General features: G+C 67.1%; 14 protein-coding genes and 2 pseudogenes. 7 read left to right on the forward strand and 9 right to left on the reverse strand.

Going from position 1 to position 16,718, the window contains the following annotated elements:
* Window positions 1–36: 36 nt before the first annotated feature.
* The 3 genes from NON00_RS13760 to NON00_RS13770 form a co-directional block, all read right to left on the reverse strand.
* A complete protein-coding gene (locus NON00_RS13760; protein ID WP_256022020.1) occupies window positions 37–786 on the reverse strand; it encodes a glucose 1-dehydrogenase in 750 nt (249 codons plus the stop codon).
* 109 nt (window positions 787–895) lie between these two features.
* Complete coding sequence (locus NON00_RS13765; RefSeq protein WP_256022023.1) at window positions 896–1,828, reverse strand: LysR family transcriptional regulator; 933 nt, start codon at window positions 1,826–1,828, stop codon at window positions 896–898.
* Window positions 1,829–2,162: 334 nt separating this feature from the next.
* Window positions 2,163–2,393, reverse strand: coding sequence for a hypothetical protein (locus NON00_RS13770; protein ID WP_256022026.1), 231 nt, complete (start codon window positions 2,391–2,393; stop codon window positions 2,163–2,165).
* Between the two features lie 213 nt (window positions 2,394–2,606).
* Between NON00_RS13770 and NON00_RS13775 the strand changes: the two are divergent.
* Window positions 2,607–3,749 (forward strand): annotated as a pseudogene (locus NON00_RS13775) (IS3 family transposase).
* Window positions 3,750–3,876: 127 nt separating this feature from the next.
* On the opposite strand, the gene NON00_RS13780 reads toward NON00_RS13775, so the two are convergent.
* From NON00_RS13780 to mntR, 5 genes are all read right to left on the reverse strand, one after another.
* A complete protein-coding gene (locus NON00_RS13780; RefSeq protein WP_256022029.1) occupies window positions 3,877–4,755 on the reverse strand; it encodes a metal ABC transporter permease in 879 nt (292 codons plus the stop codon).
* Entirely contained in the window at window positions 4,752–5,618 is an 867-nt protein-coding gene (locus tag NON00_RS13785; protein WP_256022031.1) for a metal ABC transporter permease, read from the reverse strand. The genes NON00_RS13780 and NON00_RS13785 overlap by 4 nt, the downstream gene beginning before the upstream one ends.
* Window positions 5,615–6,619, reverse strand: coding sequence for a metal ABC transporter ATP-binding protein (locus tag NON00_RS13790; RefSeq protein WP_256022032.1), 1,005 nt, complete (start codon window positions 6,617–6,619; stop codon window positions 5,615–5,617). Before NON00_RS13790 ends, NON00_RS13785 begins: the two co-directional genes overlap by 4 nt.
* A gap of 4 nt (window positions 6,620–6,623) precedes the next feature.
* Entirely contained in the window at window positions 6,624–7,553 is a 930-nt protein-coding gene (locus NON00_RS13795) for a metal ABC transporter substrate-binding protein (protein WP_305123348.1), read from the reverse strand.
* Between the two features lie 533 nt (window positions 7,554–8,086).
* The gene (gene mntR / locus NON00_RS13800; RefSeq protein WP_256022035.1) at window positions 8,087–8,551 is read right to left on the reverse strand and encodes a manganese-binding transcriptional regulator MntR; all 465 of its coding nucleotides are present in this window, start codon (window positions 8,549–8,551) and stop codon (window positions 8,087–8,089) included.
* Between the two features lie 183 nt (window positions 8,552–8,734).
* Here mntR and NON00_RS13805 point away from each other — a divergent pair.
* A pseudogene (locus NON00_RS13805) lies at window positions 8,735–9,520 on the forward strand (IS5 family transposase).
* A gap of 329 nt (window positions 9,521–9,849) precedes the next feature.
* On the opposite strand, the gene NON00_RS13810 reads toward NON00_RS13805, so the two are convergent.
* On the reverse strand, window positions 9,850–10,527 hold the full coding sequence (locus NON00_RS13810; RefSeq protein WP_256022038.1) for a TetR/AcrR family transcriptional regulator: 678 nt from the start codon (window positions 10,525–10,527) through the stop codon (window positions 9,850–9,852).
* A 178-nt stretch (window positions 10,528–10,705) separates the two neighbouring features.
* Here NON00_RS13810 and NON00_RS13815 point away from each other — a divergent pair, with 178 nt between their 5' ends.
* From NON00_RS13815 to NON00_RS13835, 5 genes are all read left to right on the forward strand, one after another.
* The gene (locus NON00_RS13815; protein WP_256022040.1) at window positions 10,706–11,860 is read left to right on the forward strand and encodes an ABC transporter permease; all 1,155 of its coding nucleotides are present in this window, start codon (window positions 10,706–10,708) and stop codon (window positions 11,858–11,860) included.
* Window positions 11,857–12,594 (forward strand): ABC transporter ATP-binding protein, encoded by a 738-nt coding sequence (locus tag NON00_RS13820; RefSeq protein ID WP_256022042.1) that lies wholly within the window; start codon window positions 11,857–11,859, stop codon window positions 12,592–12,594. The genes NON00_RS13815 and NON00_RS13820 overlap by 4 nt, the downstream gene beginning before the upstream one ends.
* Entirely contained in the window at window positions 12,591–13,565 is a 975-nt protein-coding gene (locus NON00_RS13825) for an efflux RND transporter periplasmic adaptor subunit (protein ID WP_256022044.1), read from the forward strand. The genes NON00_RS13820 and NON00_RS13825 overlap by 4 nt, the downstream gene beginning before the upstream one ends.
* Window positions 13,565–15,004 carry an efflux transporter outer membrane subunit gene (locus NON00_RS13830; RefSeq protein ID WP_256022046.1) on the forward strand — a complete coding sequence of 480 codons (1,440 nt, stop codon included), beginning with the start codon at window positions 13,565–13,567 and terminating at the stop codon, window positions 15,002–15,004. The genes NON00_RS13825 and NON00_RS13830 overlap by 1 nt, the downstream gene beginning before the upstream one ends.
* Before the next feature lie 189 nt (window positions 15,005–15,193).
* Window positions 15,194–16,537: an ATP-binding protein gene (locus NON00_RS13835; protein ID WP_256022048.1), complete on the forward strand. Its 1,344-nt coding sequence runs from the start codon at window positions 15,194–15,196 to the stop codon at window positions 16,535–16,537.
* Window positions 16,538–16,718 lie beyond the last annotated feature (181 nt).

The raw sequence follows: 16,718 nt of genomic DNA on the forward strand, positions 1-16,718 counted from the left end.
CAATCCTGCCCGATATTGCCTGGACGCGGCGGCGGCTCAGTGGATGAGCATGCCGCCATTGACGTCGATCACCGCCCCGGTGACGTAGGAGGACAGGTCCGAGGCGAGGAACAGGTAGATCTTCGCCACATCCTCCGCATCGCCGAGGCGGTTGAGCGGAATGCCCTTGAGGATTTCCGTCCGCATCTCGGCCGTCAGCTTGCCGCCGGTAATGTCGGTCTGGATCAGGCCCGGCGTCACGCTGTTGACGCGGATGCCATCCGGCCCCAGCTCACGCGCCATCGCCTTGGCCAGCCCCAGCACCCCCGCCTTCGCCGCCGAATAATGCGGCCCGCCGAAAATGCCGCCGCCGCGCTGGGCGGAGACCGAGGACATGCAGGCGATCGAACCCTGGCCCCGCGCCCGCATATGCGGCACGATGGCCTGGCTCAGGTAAAGCACGCCGGTCATGTTCACATCGACCACGCGGTCCCAGTTCTCGGGCGCGATCTCCAGCAGCTTCAGCGGCTGGGTAATGCCGGCATTGTTGATGAGAACATCGACCTTGCCGAAATAGCCGATCGCCTGCTCGACCGCCTGGCGGCAACTGACGAGATCGGCTACATCGCAGCCCAGGCCGATATGCCCTTCGCCGAGGTCACGCGCCGCGGCCGCCGCGCCATCTGCATCCAGGTCGAGAATGGCCACCCGCGCGCCATGCTGGGCGAACAGCTTCGCTGTGGCGCGACCGATGCCGCGCGTGCTGGCGGCGCCTGAAATGATGGCGGTTTTATCCGAAAGCAACACGGAAACCTTCCTCCCGTTTTTGTTTCCTGTTGCCCGGAGGGTGAAGTCGTATTCCGTTCACCGACAAGAGAGAAATTTACATCAAAAAATGAATTAGATTCATCTTTGGCTATTTTTCTATCGCCATGTCGTCCAGGCTGAAGCTCAGTCCTAACTCGCGCGTGAGCCAGTCGACAAAGAGCCGCATGGAGCGGGCATAGCGCTGCGCCCGCGGGAAGACGAGCCAGTGGCCAGTGTAGAAGACATCCTCGCACAGGCCCGCCAGCGGCCGGACGAGGCGGCCCGTCGCGATTTCCTGTTCAGCCAGCAGGGTAGATTCGAGTGCCACGCCCAGCCCGTTCACTGCTGCGCTGAGCGAGATGAAACTGCGGTCGAAGCGCGGCCCGCGCGGCGGTGGTGAGGGCAGGCCATTCGCCGCAAACCAGGCCGGCCAGCGGACGCGCTTGTTGTCGCTTTCGATCAGAACCTGGTCGAAGAGGTCGCGAGCCGTGCGGATGGCTGGGGCCAGGGCGGGGGCGCAGAGGGGCGTCACCATTTCCGTCCCCAGCGGCAGGATCATCATACCCGGATGGGCGCCGCCGCCATAAAGCTCGGCCTGGGGTGCGCCATAGACGATGTCACCGTCGAATTCATCGGCGAGGAAGCGGGTATAGTCGGTGCCTGCAGCGATGCGCAACTCCAGCCCCTGGCATTCCTCCAGCAGCCGTCCCAGGCGAGGCACCAGCCATTGCGCGGCGAAGCTCGGGGCGCTGTGCAACTTGAGCAGGCTCGGCTTGCGCGCGGCTATGCTGGCAATGCCAAGCTGCAACTCGCCGAAGCCGCGTTCCACATGGCGCATCAGTGTCTCGCCCTCCGGTGTCAGCCGGATCGAGCGGCCCTCACGCTCGAAGAGCACAGTGCCCAGTTCGCGTTCCAGCCCGCGGATAGCATGGCTGACGGCGCTCGGCGTCAGGCCGAGATCGTCGGCGGCGGAGCGGAAGGAGCCGGTGCGCGTCGCTGCCTCGAAGGCACGCAGGGCATTCAGAGGAAGGTGAGGGGCCATACTGCCGATCATCGGCTGTGGTAGAAAAAAGGCAAGATAGAGCTTACTCATTCGCTTACTTTCATGCGGTGGTGGCTGGCATGAAGGGGAATGATTTTGCCACTGCTGTTACGAAGTTGTGCGTCAGAGGCGTGAGGCGATGTCGGGCATATGTAAGATTCACCCGATGCTTCCAATGACCCACATCGTCGTTGGCCGATTTCCACACCGATATGATGTCGGCCAGCCTGGACGAACCGCGCCACATGCCCGTGTTTCCAGGAGGCGGGTCACCGCTGCGGGCCAGCCAGCCTCTGAGGCTGGCAAGTTTGGCGAGAAAGGTGCCGAGCGTTCGCTATGGTCGCCCAACGGCGTTTCTGGGCGTGCTTCTCTCGAGCCCATCGATCTCGGTTGGCGTCAGCGCCACCCCGGCTGGTGCATCGGGCGCCACGCAGGCGATCATCGTTGTCCAGAAGCTACGCCATGCGATGATGCAAAGCACCGCGATGAGCTTGGTCAGCCGCTCGGCGGTGCACAGCCGCGCAGCTTCAGCGCGGCAGCCCGATTTAAGAATCTTGTGGAACAACTTTATCTTCCAGCGACACGCTTACCAGCGCAGCTTCTCCACCGCCTCATTGGTCGAACTGATGGCAAGGTCGGTAGCCAGCTTCCATTCGAGCCAGGCGCGGCCCGTTGGCTCGGCTGTCGCGCGGGCGTGGAGAATGGTGAGATCCAGCGCAGGATTGGGTTTGCCCCGTCTCGGTGGACATGAACGAAGCTTTCGCGTGAGGTGTCCCCGATGCCCAAAACCCATCCTGCCCACGCGCCGGAGTTCCGGCGCCAAATGGTCGAGTTGGTCCGCGCCGGACGCGAGCCGGCCGACCTTGCCCGCGAGTTTGAACCTTCCGCCCAGGCGATCCGGAACTGGGTCGCCGTCGCCGATCGGCAGGAGGGCCGGCGCGAGGCGAGGCCTGCCCCCGCCGAGGCCGCCCTGACTGCGACCGAGCGCAAGGAGCTTGCCCGGCCGCGGCCTGGTTTGCCCGCGAGACCGGGGCGCTTCCGTCCGGGTCTTCGTGTTCATGAAAGCAAACCTAGCTACCTGCCCGATCGCCCGGGTGGCACGCCTGCCCGGCGTCTCGCGGGCTGGCTACTACGTCTGGCTCGAGCGGCCCCCGTCAGCCCGCGCCGAGGCGGATGCGGCATTGCTGCGGCGGATCCAGACCGTGCACGTCACCTCGCGCCAGACTGACGATGCGCCGCGGGTGCATGCCGAACTCCGGGCCAGGGGCGAACGGCACGGCCGCAAGCGCATCGCGCGTTTGATCCGCCGCGCCGGGCAGATCGGTGCCAGCCATCGCCGCGGCGGGCCGGTGACGACGCACCGCGACGAGAAGAGCAGGCCGGCTCCGGACCTGGAGAACCGCAACTTCACGGCCAGCGGTCCCAATCCGCTGTGGGTGGCCGACATGACGTTCGTTCCTGCGGCGGCCGGCTTTCTCTATCTCGCCGTGGTACGCACTGTCTGGAGCCGCAAGGTCATCGGCTGGGCTACCGCCAACCACCTGCGCACCGAGCTCGTCCTGGATGCGCTGGAGATGGCCGTCGGCCAGCGCCGGCCACGCGATGTCCTTCACCACTCGGATCAGGGGTGCAATAGACCTCGCTGGCGCTCGGCAAACGCTGCAGAGAGGCCGGCGTCCGGCCGTCCATGGGATCCGTTGGCGATGCCTACGAGAACGCCCTGTGCGAGAGCTTCTTCGCCATCTTCGAATGCGAGCTGCTCGCCCGACGCCGCTTCGCCTCCCACGCCGAGGCGCGCATGGCGACCTTCAGCTTCATCGAGGCCTGGTACAACCCCGCCAGACTTCACTCAACGCTGGGTTACCGTTCGCCCATGACCTATGCGCAAGAGGAGCAGCAAGCCGTCACCGCAGACCCGTAATCAGCCAAGCCCATCAACTGTCCACGAGAACCGGGCAAACCCAAACCCACTGATCTGCAATGCCCTCAACCTTGCAAACTCACCAGCGCAGCCGCCTGAGGCAACTCGACCCGCACAGCCCGACCGCTTACCGCCCCCGCAGTAAGCCGTTACCGGGGCGGGCTCCTAGGCGGCGGGCGCGGCGGCTGGCCAGCAGCCCGTGCTCGGGCGCCAGCACCAGCGTGGCGGCGAAGAGCAGCGACAGCACCACCACGATGGCGCCGGCCGGCGACACGTTGAGGTGGTAGCTGAGCAGGATGCCGGCGAGGTTGGCGAAGACCGCCGCCGCCACGGCGATGACCTGCATGCGCCCGAAGCGGTTGCTGAGCAGGTAGCCAATGCAGCCCGGCGTGATCAGCAGCGCTACCACCATGATGACGCCCACCGCCTGCACGCCCGCCACCACCGCCGCCGCCAGCAGTGCCAGGAACAGGTAGCGCAGCGCGGCGATGTTCAGGCCGATGCCGCGCGCGTGGGTCTGGTCGAAGCAGAACAGCATCAGGTCCCGCCCCTTCAGCAGCAGCACCGCCAGCGTCAACCCGCCGACCACCAGCGTCTGCCAGAAATCCTCGGGCTCGATGCCCAGGATGTTGCCGAACAGGATGTGGGTGATGTGCGCCTCCGTGGTCAGGAAGGCGAGCATGACGATGCCGGCGGCGAACATGCCGGTGAAGACCACGCCCAGCGCCGCGTCCTCCTTGACCCTGGTGTGACTCTGAACGAAGCCGGCGCCAAGGGCGCAGGCCATGCCGGCCACGAAGGCGCCGATGGCGATGGGGAAGCCCAGCGCGGAGGCGATCACCACCCCCGGCAGCACGGCGTGGCAGATGGCGTCGCCCAGCAGCGACCAGCCCTTCAGCACGATGAAGCAGGAGAGCAAGGCACAGGCCGTGGCGACCAGCGCGCCAACGCCCATGGCTTCCACCATGAAGGGATACTGGAAGGGGGCGAGAAAGGTCTCGATCATGCTGCGATCCCCGTGGCGGCCATCGCCTCTCGGCGCGCCCGGCGCCCGGCCAGCAGCCCGTGCCGGGGCGCGAAGACCAGCGCCAGCATGAACAGCTGCGCCTGCAGGCAGACGATGACGGCGCCGGTGGACCCGTCGAGGAAGTAGCTGAGATAGGCACCGACGAAGGCAGTGACCGCGCCCAGCGCCGTGGCCCCGGCCAGCATGCGCCCGAAGCGGTCGGTCAGCAGATAGACGGTGGCGCCGGGGGCGACCAGCATGGCGATCACCAGCACCGCGCCCACCGCCACCATGGCGGCGACCGCGACGGCCGCGACGCAGCCCAGCAGCAGCACCTGCAGCAGGTTGGTGTTCAGGCCGATGGCGCGGGCATGGGTGGCGTCGAAGGCCCAGAGCATCAGGTCCCGCCCGCGCAGCACCATGACCGCTAGCACGCCGGCTGAAACCAGCAGCATCTGTACCGTGTCCTCCGGCGCGATGCCCAGCACGTTGCCGAAGATGATGGTTTGCAGACGGATGTTGCTGGGGAACAGCGTCAGCAGCACCAGCCCTGTGCCGAAGAAGGCGGTGAAGACGATGCCGATGGCGGCGTCCTCGCGGATGCGGCTGTTGCGGCGGATGAATCCCATGAACCAGGCCGCCAGCATGCCGGACGCGAAGGCGCCGAGGGTGAAGGGCAGGCCCAGGATCCAGGCCAGCGCCACGCCCGGCACCACGGCATGCGCCAGGGCGTCGCCCAGGAGCGACCATCCCTTCAGCGCCACGAAGCAGGACAGCAGCCCGCAAACCGCGCCGATGGCGGCGCTGACCAGCATGGCGTTGCGCATGTACTCATAGGTGAAGGGGACCAGCGCCTCGGTCATGGCTGCGCCACCAGTCCCGTGTCCAGCCGGCCCAGGATGGCGCCGTTGGCGCCCACCACCAGGGTGGCGCCATCCGGCCCCTTCACTAAGGTGGCCGTCTCCGCGCTGCCCGCGCGCTGCTGCGCGGAATCGCCGAAAGCCCGGGCGAGCTGTTCCGGCGTGAAGACCTCCGCCGTCGGCCCCGCCGCCAGCACGGTGCCCTTGACCAGCACCACCTGGTCGCAGAAGCCCGGCACGCTGCCGAGATCGTGGGTGGAGACCAGGATGATCCGCCCTTCCGCCCGCAGTTCCCGCAGCAGCTCCGTGATCTGTTCCTGCGTGGTCACGTCCACGCCGCCGAAGGGCTCGTCCAGCAGGATGATGCGGCCATCCTGCGCCAGCGCGCGGGCCAGGAAGACGCGCTTCTTCTGCCCGCCCGAGAGCTGGCCGATCTGCCGGTCTCGGAACTCCCACATGCCGACGCGCTTCAGCCCTTCCTCCACCGCCGCGCGGTCGGCGGCGCCGGGGATGCGCAGGCGGTTCATGTAGCCGTAGCGGCCCATCATCACCACGTCGCGGACGCTGACGGGAAAGGCCCAGTCCACGTCCTCGTTCTGCGGCACGTAGGCGACCCAGTTGCGCTTCTGCGCCACGGACACCGGCTCGCCGCCCAGGCGCACCTCGCCGGCGGCGGGGACGACCATGCCCATGATGGCCTTGAACAGGGTGGACTTGCCGGCGCCGTTGACGCCGAGCAGGCCGCAGATGGTCGGCCCGTCCAGCGCCAGGGAAGTGTCGCGCAGCGCCACGTGACCGTTGGGATAGGCCACGGTGACGTTGCGCACGCGCAGATCCAGGCGCGGCGGCCCGCCGTCCGCTTCCTCCACCACGCCGCCGCCAGCGCCCCGCCGCGCCGGCCTGGCCTGGCCCATGACCATGCTCATCAGCTTCGCCATGGCGGAGCGGCGGCGGGGCTGCGCCCAGGATGGCAGATGGGTGGAGGTGGCGGCAGAGAGGGTCATGATGTTACCGGCTGGGCTGGCGCTCGAAGGCGCGCATAATGAGGTTAGCGTTGTATTCCAGGAGCTTGATGTAGGTCGGCGCGTCGCCGGCATCCTCGGTCAGGCTGTCCACGTACAGCACGCCGGCGAAGCGGGAGTTGCCTTCGCGCGCCACCTGCCGCATGGCGCGGTCGCTCACCGTGCTCTCGCAGAACAGGGCGGGGATGCGGTTCTTGCGGACCATGTCAACCACGCGGCGGATCTGCTGCGGGGTACCTTCCTCCTCGGCGTTGATCGGCCAGAGATACAGCTCGCGCATGCCGTAATTGGCGGTCAGGTAGGAGAAGGCGCCCTCGCAGCTCACCAGCCAGCGGCGATCCTCGGGGATGCGCGAAAGCTGCTCGCGGATCGGCGTGTCCAGCGCCTTGATCTGTGCGGTGTAGCGCGCGGCGTTGGCGTTGTAGGTGGCCTCATTGCGGGGATCGGCGGCGATCAGCGCCTTGCGGATGTTCTCGACATAGATCACCGCATTGGCCGGGGACATCCAGCTATGCGGGTTGGGGCGGCCGCGATAGGGCCCCTCGGTAATGTTGATCGGCGCCACGCCCTCCGTGAGCACCGCCGAGGGCACGTTGCGCACGCGCTGGAAGAAGCGCTCGAACCAGCGTTCCAGGCCCATGCCGTTCCACAGCACCAGGTCGGCGGCTTGGGCCTTCACCACATCCAGTGGCGTCGGCTCGTAGTCGTGGATCTCGGCGCCCGGGCGGGTGATCGATTCCACGATGGCGGCCTCGCCCGCCACGTTCTGCGCCATGTCCTGCAGGATGGTGAAGGTGGTCACGACGCGGATCGGCTTGGCCGCCGTGCCCTGCGCCGAGGCCTCAGGCATGGCCCAAAGCAGCGCGAGGCCCAGTGCTGCCGCCCCGGCCAGCCGCCTGGTGAGCTTCATTGGCATCCAGCTATCTCCTGTTGATTCGTCAAGATAGTGAAGCGAAGCGCTTATGGTATAGCAAGATATATAATTTGAAGGCTTCGCTTCACAATGCTGATGCTGCTGCCCGGCCGAACCTCACCCGCGGCGCCGCCTGCGCCAGGAGAATTGTCGGCCGTGCTGGAGAACCATTGGGCAGTTGATCGGCGGGGAGGGTGAGGCGTGGCCGACGGCCCTGGCCCGGCGCCTGGGCGTCTGGCATGTCTCCGCCATCCGCAGCCTGGCCCGCCTGAAGGCGCCGGGGCTTGCCTGGGCGAAGCCCTATCGCAGCGTCTTCCTGACGGTGAAGGGGGGGGCGCTGGCTGGCCGGATCGGCCGCCGGCGGCATATTCTGGAGGAGGCCCTGGCGGCGCTGGGCGTGCCCGCCGATGTCGCCCGCCCGCGAGGCTGGCGGCGTGGCGTATCATGTCAGCCAGGACGTGCTGGACGCTATCGCGGCCAGCCTGTGCGCCCCCGCCGAGGCCCGCCCTGCCGGCGCCCCGTTGCGGGGATGAGGCCTATCGCCCGCCGGTGGCCAGCTTGCGGAAGATTGCCAGCGTCTCGGCGCTGACATAATGCTCCATGCCCTCGGCATCGATCCGGGCGGTCTCGGCGCTGACGCCGATGGAGCGGAGGAAGGCCTCGACGATGTCGTGCCGCTCCCGGCTGGCCCGGGCGATCCTGTTGCCTTCGTCGGTCAGGAAGACGCCGCGATAGGGGCGCTGCACCACCAGCCCTTCCTCGGCGAGGCGGGACAGCATCTTCGCCACCGTCGGCTGCGCCACGCCGAGGCGGGCGGCGATGTCGACCTGCCGCGCTTCGCTGCCATCCTCGATGAGGTCAGCGATCAGTTCGACATAATCCTCGATGAGCGCAATGCGCCGCGCCTCCCGGTTCTGGCGGAAGCTCTGCGAATGCGCCTCGGCATCGGGCAAAACCTGACGTGGCCGCTCCTGCGGCGGGGATCTGCGGCCTGCCTTCAAGCTTATGTCTCCGTCTGCCCTGCGATACTAGCGCGGGCTGGCCCCCATCGCTACGGCTGCAGGGGCTTAGCCCTGCGACGCCTGCACCGTCGTGGGCAGTCTTAGAGTCCATCCGGGAACAGAGCGAGGGGATTGAATTGGTTGTGATTTCGGTGGCCGGGTGGCGCTTGCGAAGCTGGCGGGATGTGGACGCCCGAAAACCGCTCCCACTACGACCGTTGCGGTCTGCGCTACCCCAGTGACCTGACCGGCGAGGAGTGGGCATTGGTGGGGCCACTGATCCCCCCCCCCCGCCAAGCGTGGTGGCAACAAGCGGACCGTCGATATCCACGCCGTGGTCGATGGCGTGATGGATGTGCTGAGCACCGGCTGCCAGCGGGCCGCGCTGCCGAAGGATCTGCCACCGCGCAGCACGGTGCACGACTATTTCAGACGCTGGGACTGGGATGGCACGCTCGATCGCCTCCATCACGCGTTTTATGTGCTCTGTCGTGAACTGGCCGGACGCGAAAGCAGCCCGACGGCCGCGATCATCGACAGCCAGAACGTCAAGGGCTCTGAAAAAGGGGGCGGGCGATTGATCCGCCGGGATATGGCGCGGGCAAGAAGATCAAAGGCAAGAAGCGGCATGTCCTGGTCGACACGCAAGGGCTGCTGATGGGCGCCCTGTTCGGGCTGTATCCGTTCCTGCTCAAGCTCTACGCTGACAGCGGCTGCCAGGGACCAAAATTCCGCGACGGTGTCGCGGCCGCCTGTGCGCAGATCAACGTCGAGATCGTCAAGCGCTCCGACCTCCGCCGCTTCGTCGTCCTGCCGAAGCGCAGGATCGTTGAGCGCGCCATCGCCTGGCTGAACCGTTGTCACCGCCGGGCCAAGGATTGGGAGTGCCTCAATCGCTCCGGCCTCGCCTTCCTGCGCTGGGCCTCCATCCGTTTCATGCTTCGAAGGCTATGCCAGCACAGGAAATGATCCCGGATGGCCTCTCAGGCCTAGGAACGCTTATCGTAATGATTTGGATAAAAGCCGTCAGCATCAGCCGAGATCGTGTACTCGCGCGAAGCACGCCCAGAAACGCCGTTGGACGACCATAGCGAACGCTCGGCATCTTTCTCGCCAAACTTGCCCGCCTCGGAGGCTGGCTGGCCCGCAGCGGTGACCCGCCTCCTGGAAACACGGTCATGTGGCGCGGTTGGTACAGGCTGGCCGACATCATGATCGGTGTGGAACTCGCCCAACGACGATGTGGGTCATTGGAAGCGGCGGTGGACGCTTACCACCCGCAGGTCCATAAACGGTCTTCAGATTGAATGTTTCTCACGCCGAACCAACGTTGCCAGCGCCTCGACCCCGCCCATCGCGTATCTAGCCAGCCGGTCAGCCAGGCCGGGTAACTCGCCTGGACCAACCTGATCGCGTCCAGTGATGATCTGGATCATGCCAGGTGGCCCTGTCAGCAGCATGACGCAGGGCGTCATCGTGCAGAAAGCCGCCTGACGGACGGCGGGGCTATCGACCGGCAAGTCCATGGCTTCAGCCATGATCTCATCGATCGCCACCAAGCGCGGCGTCATCTGCTTATGCAGGCGCAGGAGCGCCGGTGACGGTGCCATGAGTTCCCGGCTCACCACCCGAAGTTCCCATGCATGGGGCCCAAGCCCGAGCAATGCCTCGAGGTGCAGGCCGATGAGTTTGCGGATCTTCTCCGCAGGACTGGCTTTGGACCGCGCGACGTCCGCCAGCACCTCCCAGGCCATGATACGTTCATGGGCCTGGAGAAGGACGGCGTCGTAGAGCGCTTCGAAGCCGCCAAAATAGTAGTTGACCGCGGCGCTGTTTGCGCCCGCGCGCGCGCAGATCTCCTTGCTGGTCGCGCGGTCGGCCCCCTTCTCTGCGAAGAGTTCTCCGGCGGCCCGCAGCAGAGCCTGCGCCGTATCGCGCCCGTCGGTGCGGCGCCCACCTGGGGAAAGTCTAGACATGCTCATCCTCGGTCACCGGCAACCTTTCGGGCAGAGCGTTTAAATTTGCAACTTGAAATTCGAATTTAAACTCTGTACTGCCTCTCTCATCATGGCGTCGAGGGAGCCGCACTCCGCCGGACCAAGCGCCGTGCCAAAAGATAAGCGGGCAACCTGCCGAGATCCAAAGAGAGGTGCGATGCTACGCGTGTCCTGGAAAATGCTCGTCGGTGACACGTCGAAGTACCTGGGAATTCTGTTCTCCCTGGCCTTCACCACCCTGCTCATCACCCAGCAGGGGGCGACGCTGCTCGGGATCCTGTCCAGCACCACCAGCTTCGTCGACAACATCGGCGGCGTCGACCTCTGGGTGGTCGATCCGCGCGTGCAGAACGTCGACGACATCAAGGCCCTGACGGACACGCAGGTCGACCGGGTGCGCAGTATCCCAGGCGTGGCCTGGGCGGTGCCACTCTATAAGGGCACCACCAAGGCCCGGATGCCGGACGGCACGTCGGAGAACTGCCAGATTATCGGGCTCGACGACGCCACGCTGATCGGCGGCCCCACGGTGCTCCTGTCCGGCCGCCTGACCGATCTCCGCAACGCCGATGCCGTGCTGATCGACGACGACGCAGCGCGCGGCAAGCTGGCGCAGAGCGGCACCGGCGGCCAGCTGCGGCCAGCGGGGATCGGCACCACCTTTGAACTGAACGACCACCGCGCCACGGTGGTCGGCACCTATCGTGGTCAGCGGAACTTCCAGTCGCAGCCGGTCATCTACACCACCTACAACCGCGCCAAGAGCATCCTGCCGAACGAGCGCAAGATGCTGTCCTACGTGCTGGTGCGCCTGCAGCCCGGCGTCGAGGTGACCACGGTGCAGGCCCTGGTCCGGCAAAGCACAGGGCTCCGGGCCTATACCAGCCAGGAGTTCTCTGCCGCGTCGCTGTCCTACTTCATCCAGAACACAGGCGTGATCATGAATGTAGGCCTCTCGGCCGTGATGGCCTTCCTGATCGGCGGCGGCATCGCGGGCATGACTTTCTACAACTTCATGCTCGACAACCAGCGCTACTTCGCTGTTCTGCGCGCCATGGGCACGCGGGACCGGACAATGATCGGCATGGTGACCCTGCAGGCCGTGGGGGTCACCATCATCGGCTTCGGCCTGGGCATCGGCGGAGTTGCCGTCCTGCTTCGGTTCGTCATGGCCAATAGCGAGATCTCCATGACCCTGAGCTGGCCGCTGCTCGGGGCGGTCGGTGCCATCGTGGTGCTGGTGGGCGCGGTGGCAGGCACCGCGGGGCTGCTTCGGGTCCTGCGCACCGATCCGGCCGTGGTGTTCAAATGAGCGCCATGGGCCAGGAAGGCCGTGCCATCGCGTTACGCTGCGCGGGGGTGACCAAATCCTATGCCTCGGCAGGGGGTGCCGTGCCCGTGCTCCGGGGCATCGACCTGGAGGCGCGGGAAGGCGAAATCCTCTTCCTTGTCGGTCCCTCCGGTTGCGGCAAGACCACCCTCATCACCATCATCGCGGGCCTGCTCCAGCGGGACGCGGGCGACTGCGTCGTGCTGGGCCATGACCAGGAGACGATGGGCAAGTCCGAAGCGGCGACCTTCCGCCGTGACAACATCGGCTTTGTCTTCCAGGCCTACAACCTGATCCCGACGCTCACCATTGCGGAGAACGTCATGATTCCCCTGCTGCTCAGAGGGCGCCGCAGAAGCGAGGCGCATCAGGCGGCCGTCGCCGCGCTGGGCTCCGTCGGCCTGGCCGCCAAGGCCGACGAGCGGCCTGCCCGCCTCTCGGGCGGACAGCAGCAGCGCGTCGCCATCGCCCGCGCCATCGTGCACGCGCCGCGCCTGATCGTCTGCGACGAACCGACCAGCGCGCTGGACCACACCAACGGCCAGGACATCATGCGCCTGCTGCGCGGTCTCGCGCATGAGCAGGGCGCGACCCTCATCGTCGTCACGCACGACCACAGGATCTACGACTACGCCGACCGCATCGCAGAGATGGATGACGGACGCGTGGTGCGCATCACGGCCCCGAAGGCGGCCGCCGAAAGACAACACGCATGATACGAATCCTGAAAGGCTTGCTGCTACCCGGCCTCGCTGCCGTGGGGCTGCTCATGGCATGCATCGTCGTGATGGGCGCGACCGGCGCACCGCCACCGGCGCAGCCGGTGGCCGAGCCGGGTGCCTCGCCCTTCGCCTCCGCTGTCAGTGGCAGTGGCCTGACCGAGACGCCGGGCCGCTCCGTCGGCATCGCCGCCTTCACGAGCGGCGTGGTGACGGTGGTGGCGGTGACACCCGGCCAGGCCGTCGCCAGGGATGCGGTGCTGTTCCAGCTCGACGATCGCACCGAGCGCGCCACGCGGGACCAGCGCCAGGCCGACCTGGCCTCGGCCCGCGCCCAGGTCATGGAGGCCGAGGCGCAGCTGGCCGATTACCGCGCCCAGCTGCGCTTCGCCGAGGCGGTGACCGACCGCAGGGCCATCAGCGCCGAGGACCTCTCCAAGCGCCGCCAGGCCGTCCGCCTCTACGAGGCCAAGCTCACCACGGCCCAGGCCAGCGTCACCTCCGCCCAGGCACAGCTGGTCCAGGCGCAGGCCTCCCTGGACCGGCTGACCGTGCGCGCCCCCTTCGACGCGCAGGTGCTGCAGGTGAACGTCCGGGTCGGCGAGTACGCCTCCGCCGCCGCGCTGGATACGGCGCTGGTGGTGCTCGGCCGCCAGGGCAAGCTGCAGGTTCGTGTGGAGATCGACGAGAACGACGCCTGGCGCGTCCGGCCGGACAGGCCGGGCCGGGCCTACCTGCGGGGCAACTCCGCCCTGTCCTCGCCGCTGCGCTTCGTGCGTATCGAGCCTTACGTGGTGCCGAAGACCTCACTGACCGGCAGCAGCAGCGAGCGCGTCGACACCCGGGTCCTGCAGGTCGTCATGGAGATCGAGGCAGAAGACCTGCCGCTCTATGCAGGCCAGATCCTGGACGTCTTCATCGAGGCGGAGCCGCTGACGCTGCGCGCCGGGCAGGCGGCGCCATCCTGATGCAGTCCCATCTCTTTCCCATCGGGGTGCTCGGGCTGATCGGCGTGATCCTGGCGGGTTGCACCGTTGGCCCCGACCATGTCGCGCCGCCCCTCTCCGCCGCGGTCTCGTGGTCCTCTCCGCAGGATCAGACCGCCCGCCGGGAGTCCCTGGCGAACTGGTGGCGCCGCTTCGACGACCCGGTGCTGAACAGCCTCATCGAGGACGTCAGCACTGGCAACACCGACGTGGCGCAAGCCGTGGCCCGGCTCCGGCAGGCCCGCGAGAGTGCCACACAGACCGGTGCCGCCCTCCTGCCGAGTATCGACTCCTCGGTCAGCGCCACCCGCTCGCGCAGCTTCCTCGGCCGCGCCAGCAGCCCGGCAAGCTCATCCGGCACCAGCTACTACACCACCAACAGCTTCGACGCCGGGTTCGACGCCAGCTACGAGCTGGACATCTTCGGCGGCAAGCGTCGTGACGTGGAACGCGCCACGGCCTCCGCCGTCGCCAACGAGGCGGACCTGGCGGATACGCTGCTGAGCAGCCAGGGCGACGTGGCGAGCTACTACGTGGAGTTGCGCGGCTACCAGGCCCGTCTGGCCCTGGCCCGGCGCATGGTGTCGCTGCGCCAGGACAGCCTGGCACTGGCGCGGGCCAAGGCCCGGGCGGGCACGGGTGCCGAGCTGGACGCCGTGCAAGCCCAGGCCGAGTTGGAGAGCGCCCGCGCGGACATCCCGCCCCTGGAGCAGAGCACCCGCGAGGCGGAACTCCGCCTAGCGGTGCTGACCGGCCAGACACCGGCCGCCATGCAGGAACGGCTTGCGGCGCTCCGGCCGGTGCCGTCGCTGGCGGGGCGCGTCAGCCCGGAACCACCGGTGACCGCGCTGGCGCGGCGTCCGGACATCCGGGCCGCTGAACGGCGCATCGCGGCGGCCACGGCGAATATCGGTGTGGCGGAGGCGGACCGGCTTCCGGCCGTCTCCCTGGCGGGATCGATCGGCCTGAACGGCAGCCGCCTCAGTAACACGGGGCATCTCAGCTCCAACGTCTGGTCCTTCGGACCGACCATCGACCTGCCGATCTTCGATGCCGGACGCCGCGCCTCCGTCGTGCGGGAGCGCGTGGCCGCGCGCGATGAGAGCATCGCCACCTGGCGCGGCATCGTGAACACCGCCGTCGAGGACGTGGAGAAGGCGTTGAGCGCGTTGGACCGGGAACGCGCACACGAAGCGGCCCTGCGCAGGACCGTCGCGGCCTATAGCGACTCCGCCTCCCTTGCGCTGATCGTCTACAGCGCCGGGCGGGGTGACTACACAGACGTCGTCACGGCGCAGCGTTCCCTCGCCAGCGCGCAGGACTCGCTGGTCCAGAGTCAGGTCAGTCTCGCCAAGAACGCCGTGGCACTGTTCAAGGCCCTGGGCGGAGGCTGGGGCGAAGACCTCCAGGCGGCTCCGTGAGGCCCGCCCCCCATATCCAGCCGCGTCTTGAAAACCTGGCTGACCGCAAGGTTCTAATCAGGTCGGATCGGGGGATCGGCGGTTCCGGGCTCGGGGCCGCGCGGGTATGACGGCGAACCAGGAAAGCGGCCGTGTGCGCCGGTTCCAGACGCAGACACCAAGCCAGCGCGTTATCGAGGCGCCATAGCGATGACCCCGCGCATCCACGGCATCGTCGCGCCACTGATGACGTTGGCGCCGCAGACGATGCTGGGCCAGATCATCACGATCGTCGTCTCCGCCCTCTCCATTACCCTGCTCGTCTCATTTGGCCTTCTCTTCCTGTTGAGACCGCTGCTACCGGCTCCTCCGCAATGGCCCTGGGCGACGGCGTCCAGCATCGTGACCTTGACCAAGGCATTGAGCGCGGTTCCGCCCGATCTCCGAGGCAGGCTCGCGGCCAGCGTGACCGGGCCTGGCCTTCGGGCACGGGTCAGCGTGCCGCCCAAGCTGTGCGAAGGCAATTCTGCCTGGGCTTGGGAGCTGCGTGATGCGCTGAACAGCATCGACAGGGGCAAATTCCAGGTGAGCTCCTGCCTCTCCTTAACCGAGGCGAGTGACATCCAGGTTGTGGTCGCGATGGGCGACGAGGCTCTCGAGATTCGTACCGACCGCCTGGGCAAAACGGATATCACCATGGCGGGCGCACCTGTCGTGTTTGCCCTGCTGTTCCTGTTCTGCATGGTGCTGGCACTGGCGATATGGTCCATCGCACGCATCGTCCGCCCCCTGCAGAGGCTGTCCGCGACGGTGGAGCGCTTCGGTCAGGACTTCGCGCCAGTCGTGCTGCCCGAGGAGGGTCCGAGCGAGATGCGGCAGGCGGCCCGGGCCTTCAACGCCATGCAGGACCGCATCGTCGGCGCGGTCGAGGAGCGGACGCGAATGCTTGCCGCGATCAGCCACGATCTCCGCACACCACTGACACGGATGCTGCTCCGTCTCGAGATGGAAGGCTCGGGGGAACTCCTCGAGCGGCTCAGCGGCGACGTCCAGCAGATGCAGAAGATGGTCTCTTCATCGCTATCGTATCTCACCAGAAACCAGACCCCGGTCCGCCGCGTCCGCCTGAGCCTGGATGCCCTGCTCTCCACGATCTCCGACGAATACAGCGATATGGGCCATCCTGTTGCCTTTGATCACGAAGCGAGCGTTGCCGTTCTCTGCGACCCCGACACCATCCGGCGGGCCATCACGAATCTCATCGATAATGCCTGTCGTTATGCAGAGCACGTTCGGTTGCGACTGCAGGCAATCGACGAGTGGGCGATCATTGAGGTGGAGGATGACGGGCCCGGCATTCCGGTCGAACAACGCCACTCGGCGCTGACCGCCTACACCCGCCTCGACGCCGAGCCTTCGAATCGCGAGGGCCATGTCGGACTTGGCTTGTACATCGTGCAGACGATCGTCGCCTGGCACCGCGGAGAACTCTTGCTGCTCGAGAGTCCCTCGGGAGGGCTGCTCGTCCGGATCACCCTGCCCAGGATTGCGTGACGTGTATCCATACGGCCAAGGCCACGGATGCCGAGGTTAGGTGGTGGGCGGCATTCGCCGCTGCCGGTCAGGGCTGAGCTCCCCGGGGGTGCCGATCCTGGGAGGGCCTTGATCAGCTTGCTAGCTTGCGCCTGGTGGCTGGCTTGCGCGACCACGCCTTGGCGAGGTCTTCGACGGCCTT

Source organism: Roseomonas sp. GC11 (assembly GCF_024437745.1).
Classification (GTDB): domain Bacteria; phylum Pseudomonadota; class Alphaproteobacteria; order Acetobacterales; family Acetobacteraceae; genus Pseudoroseomonas.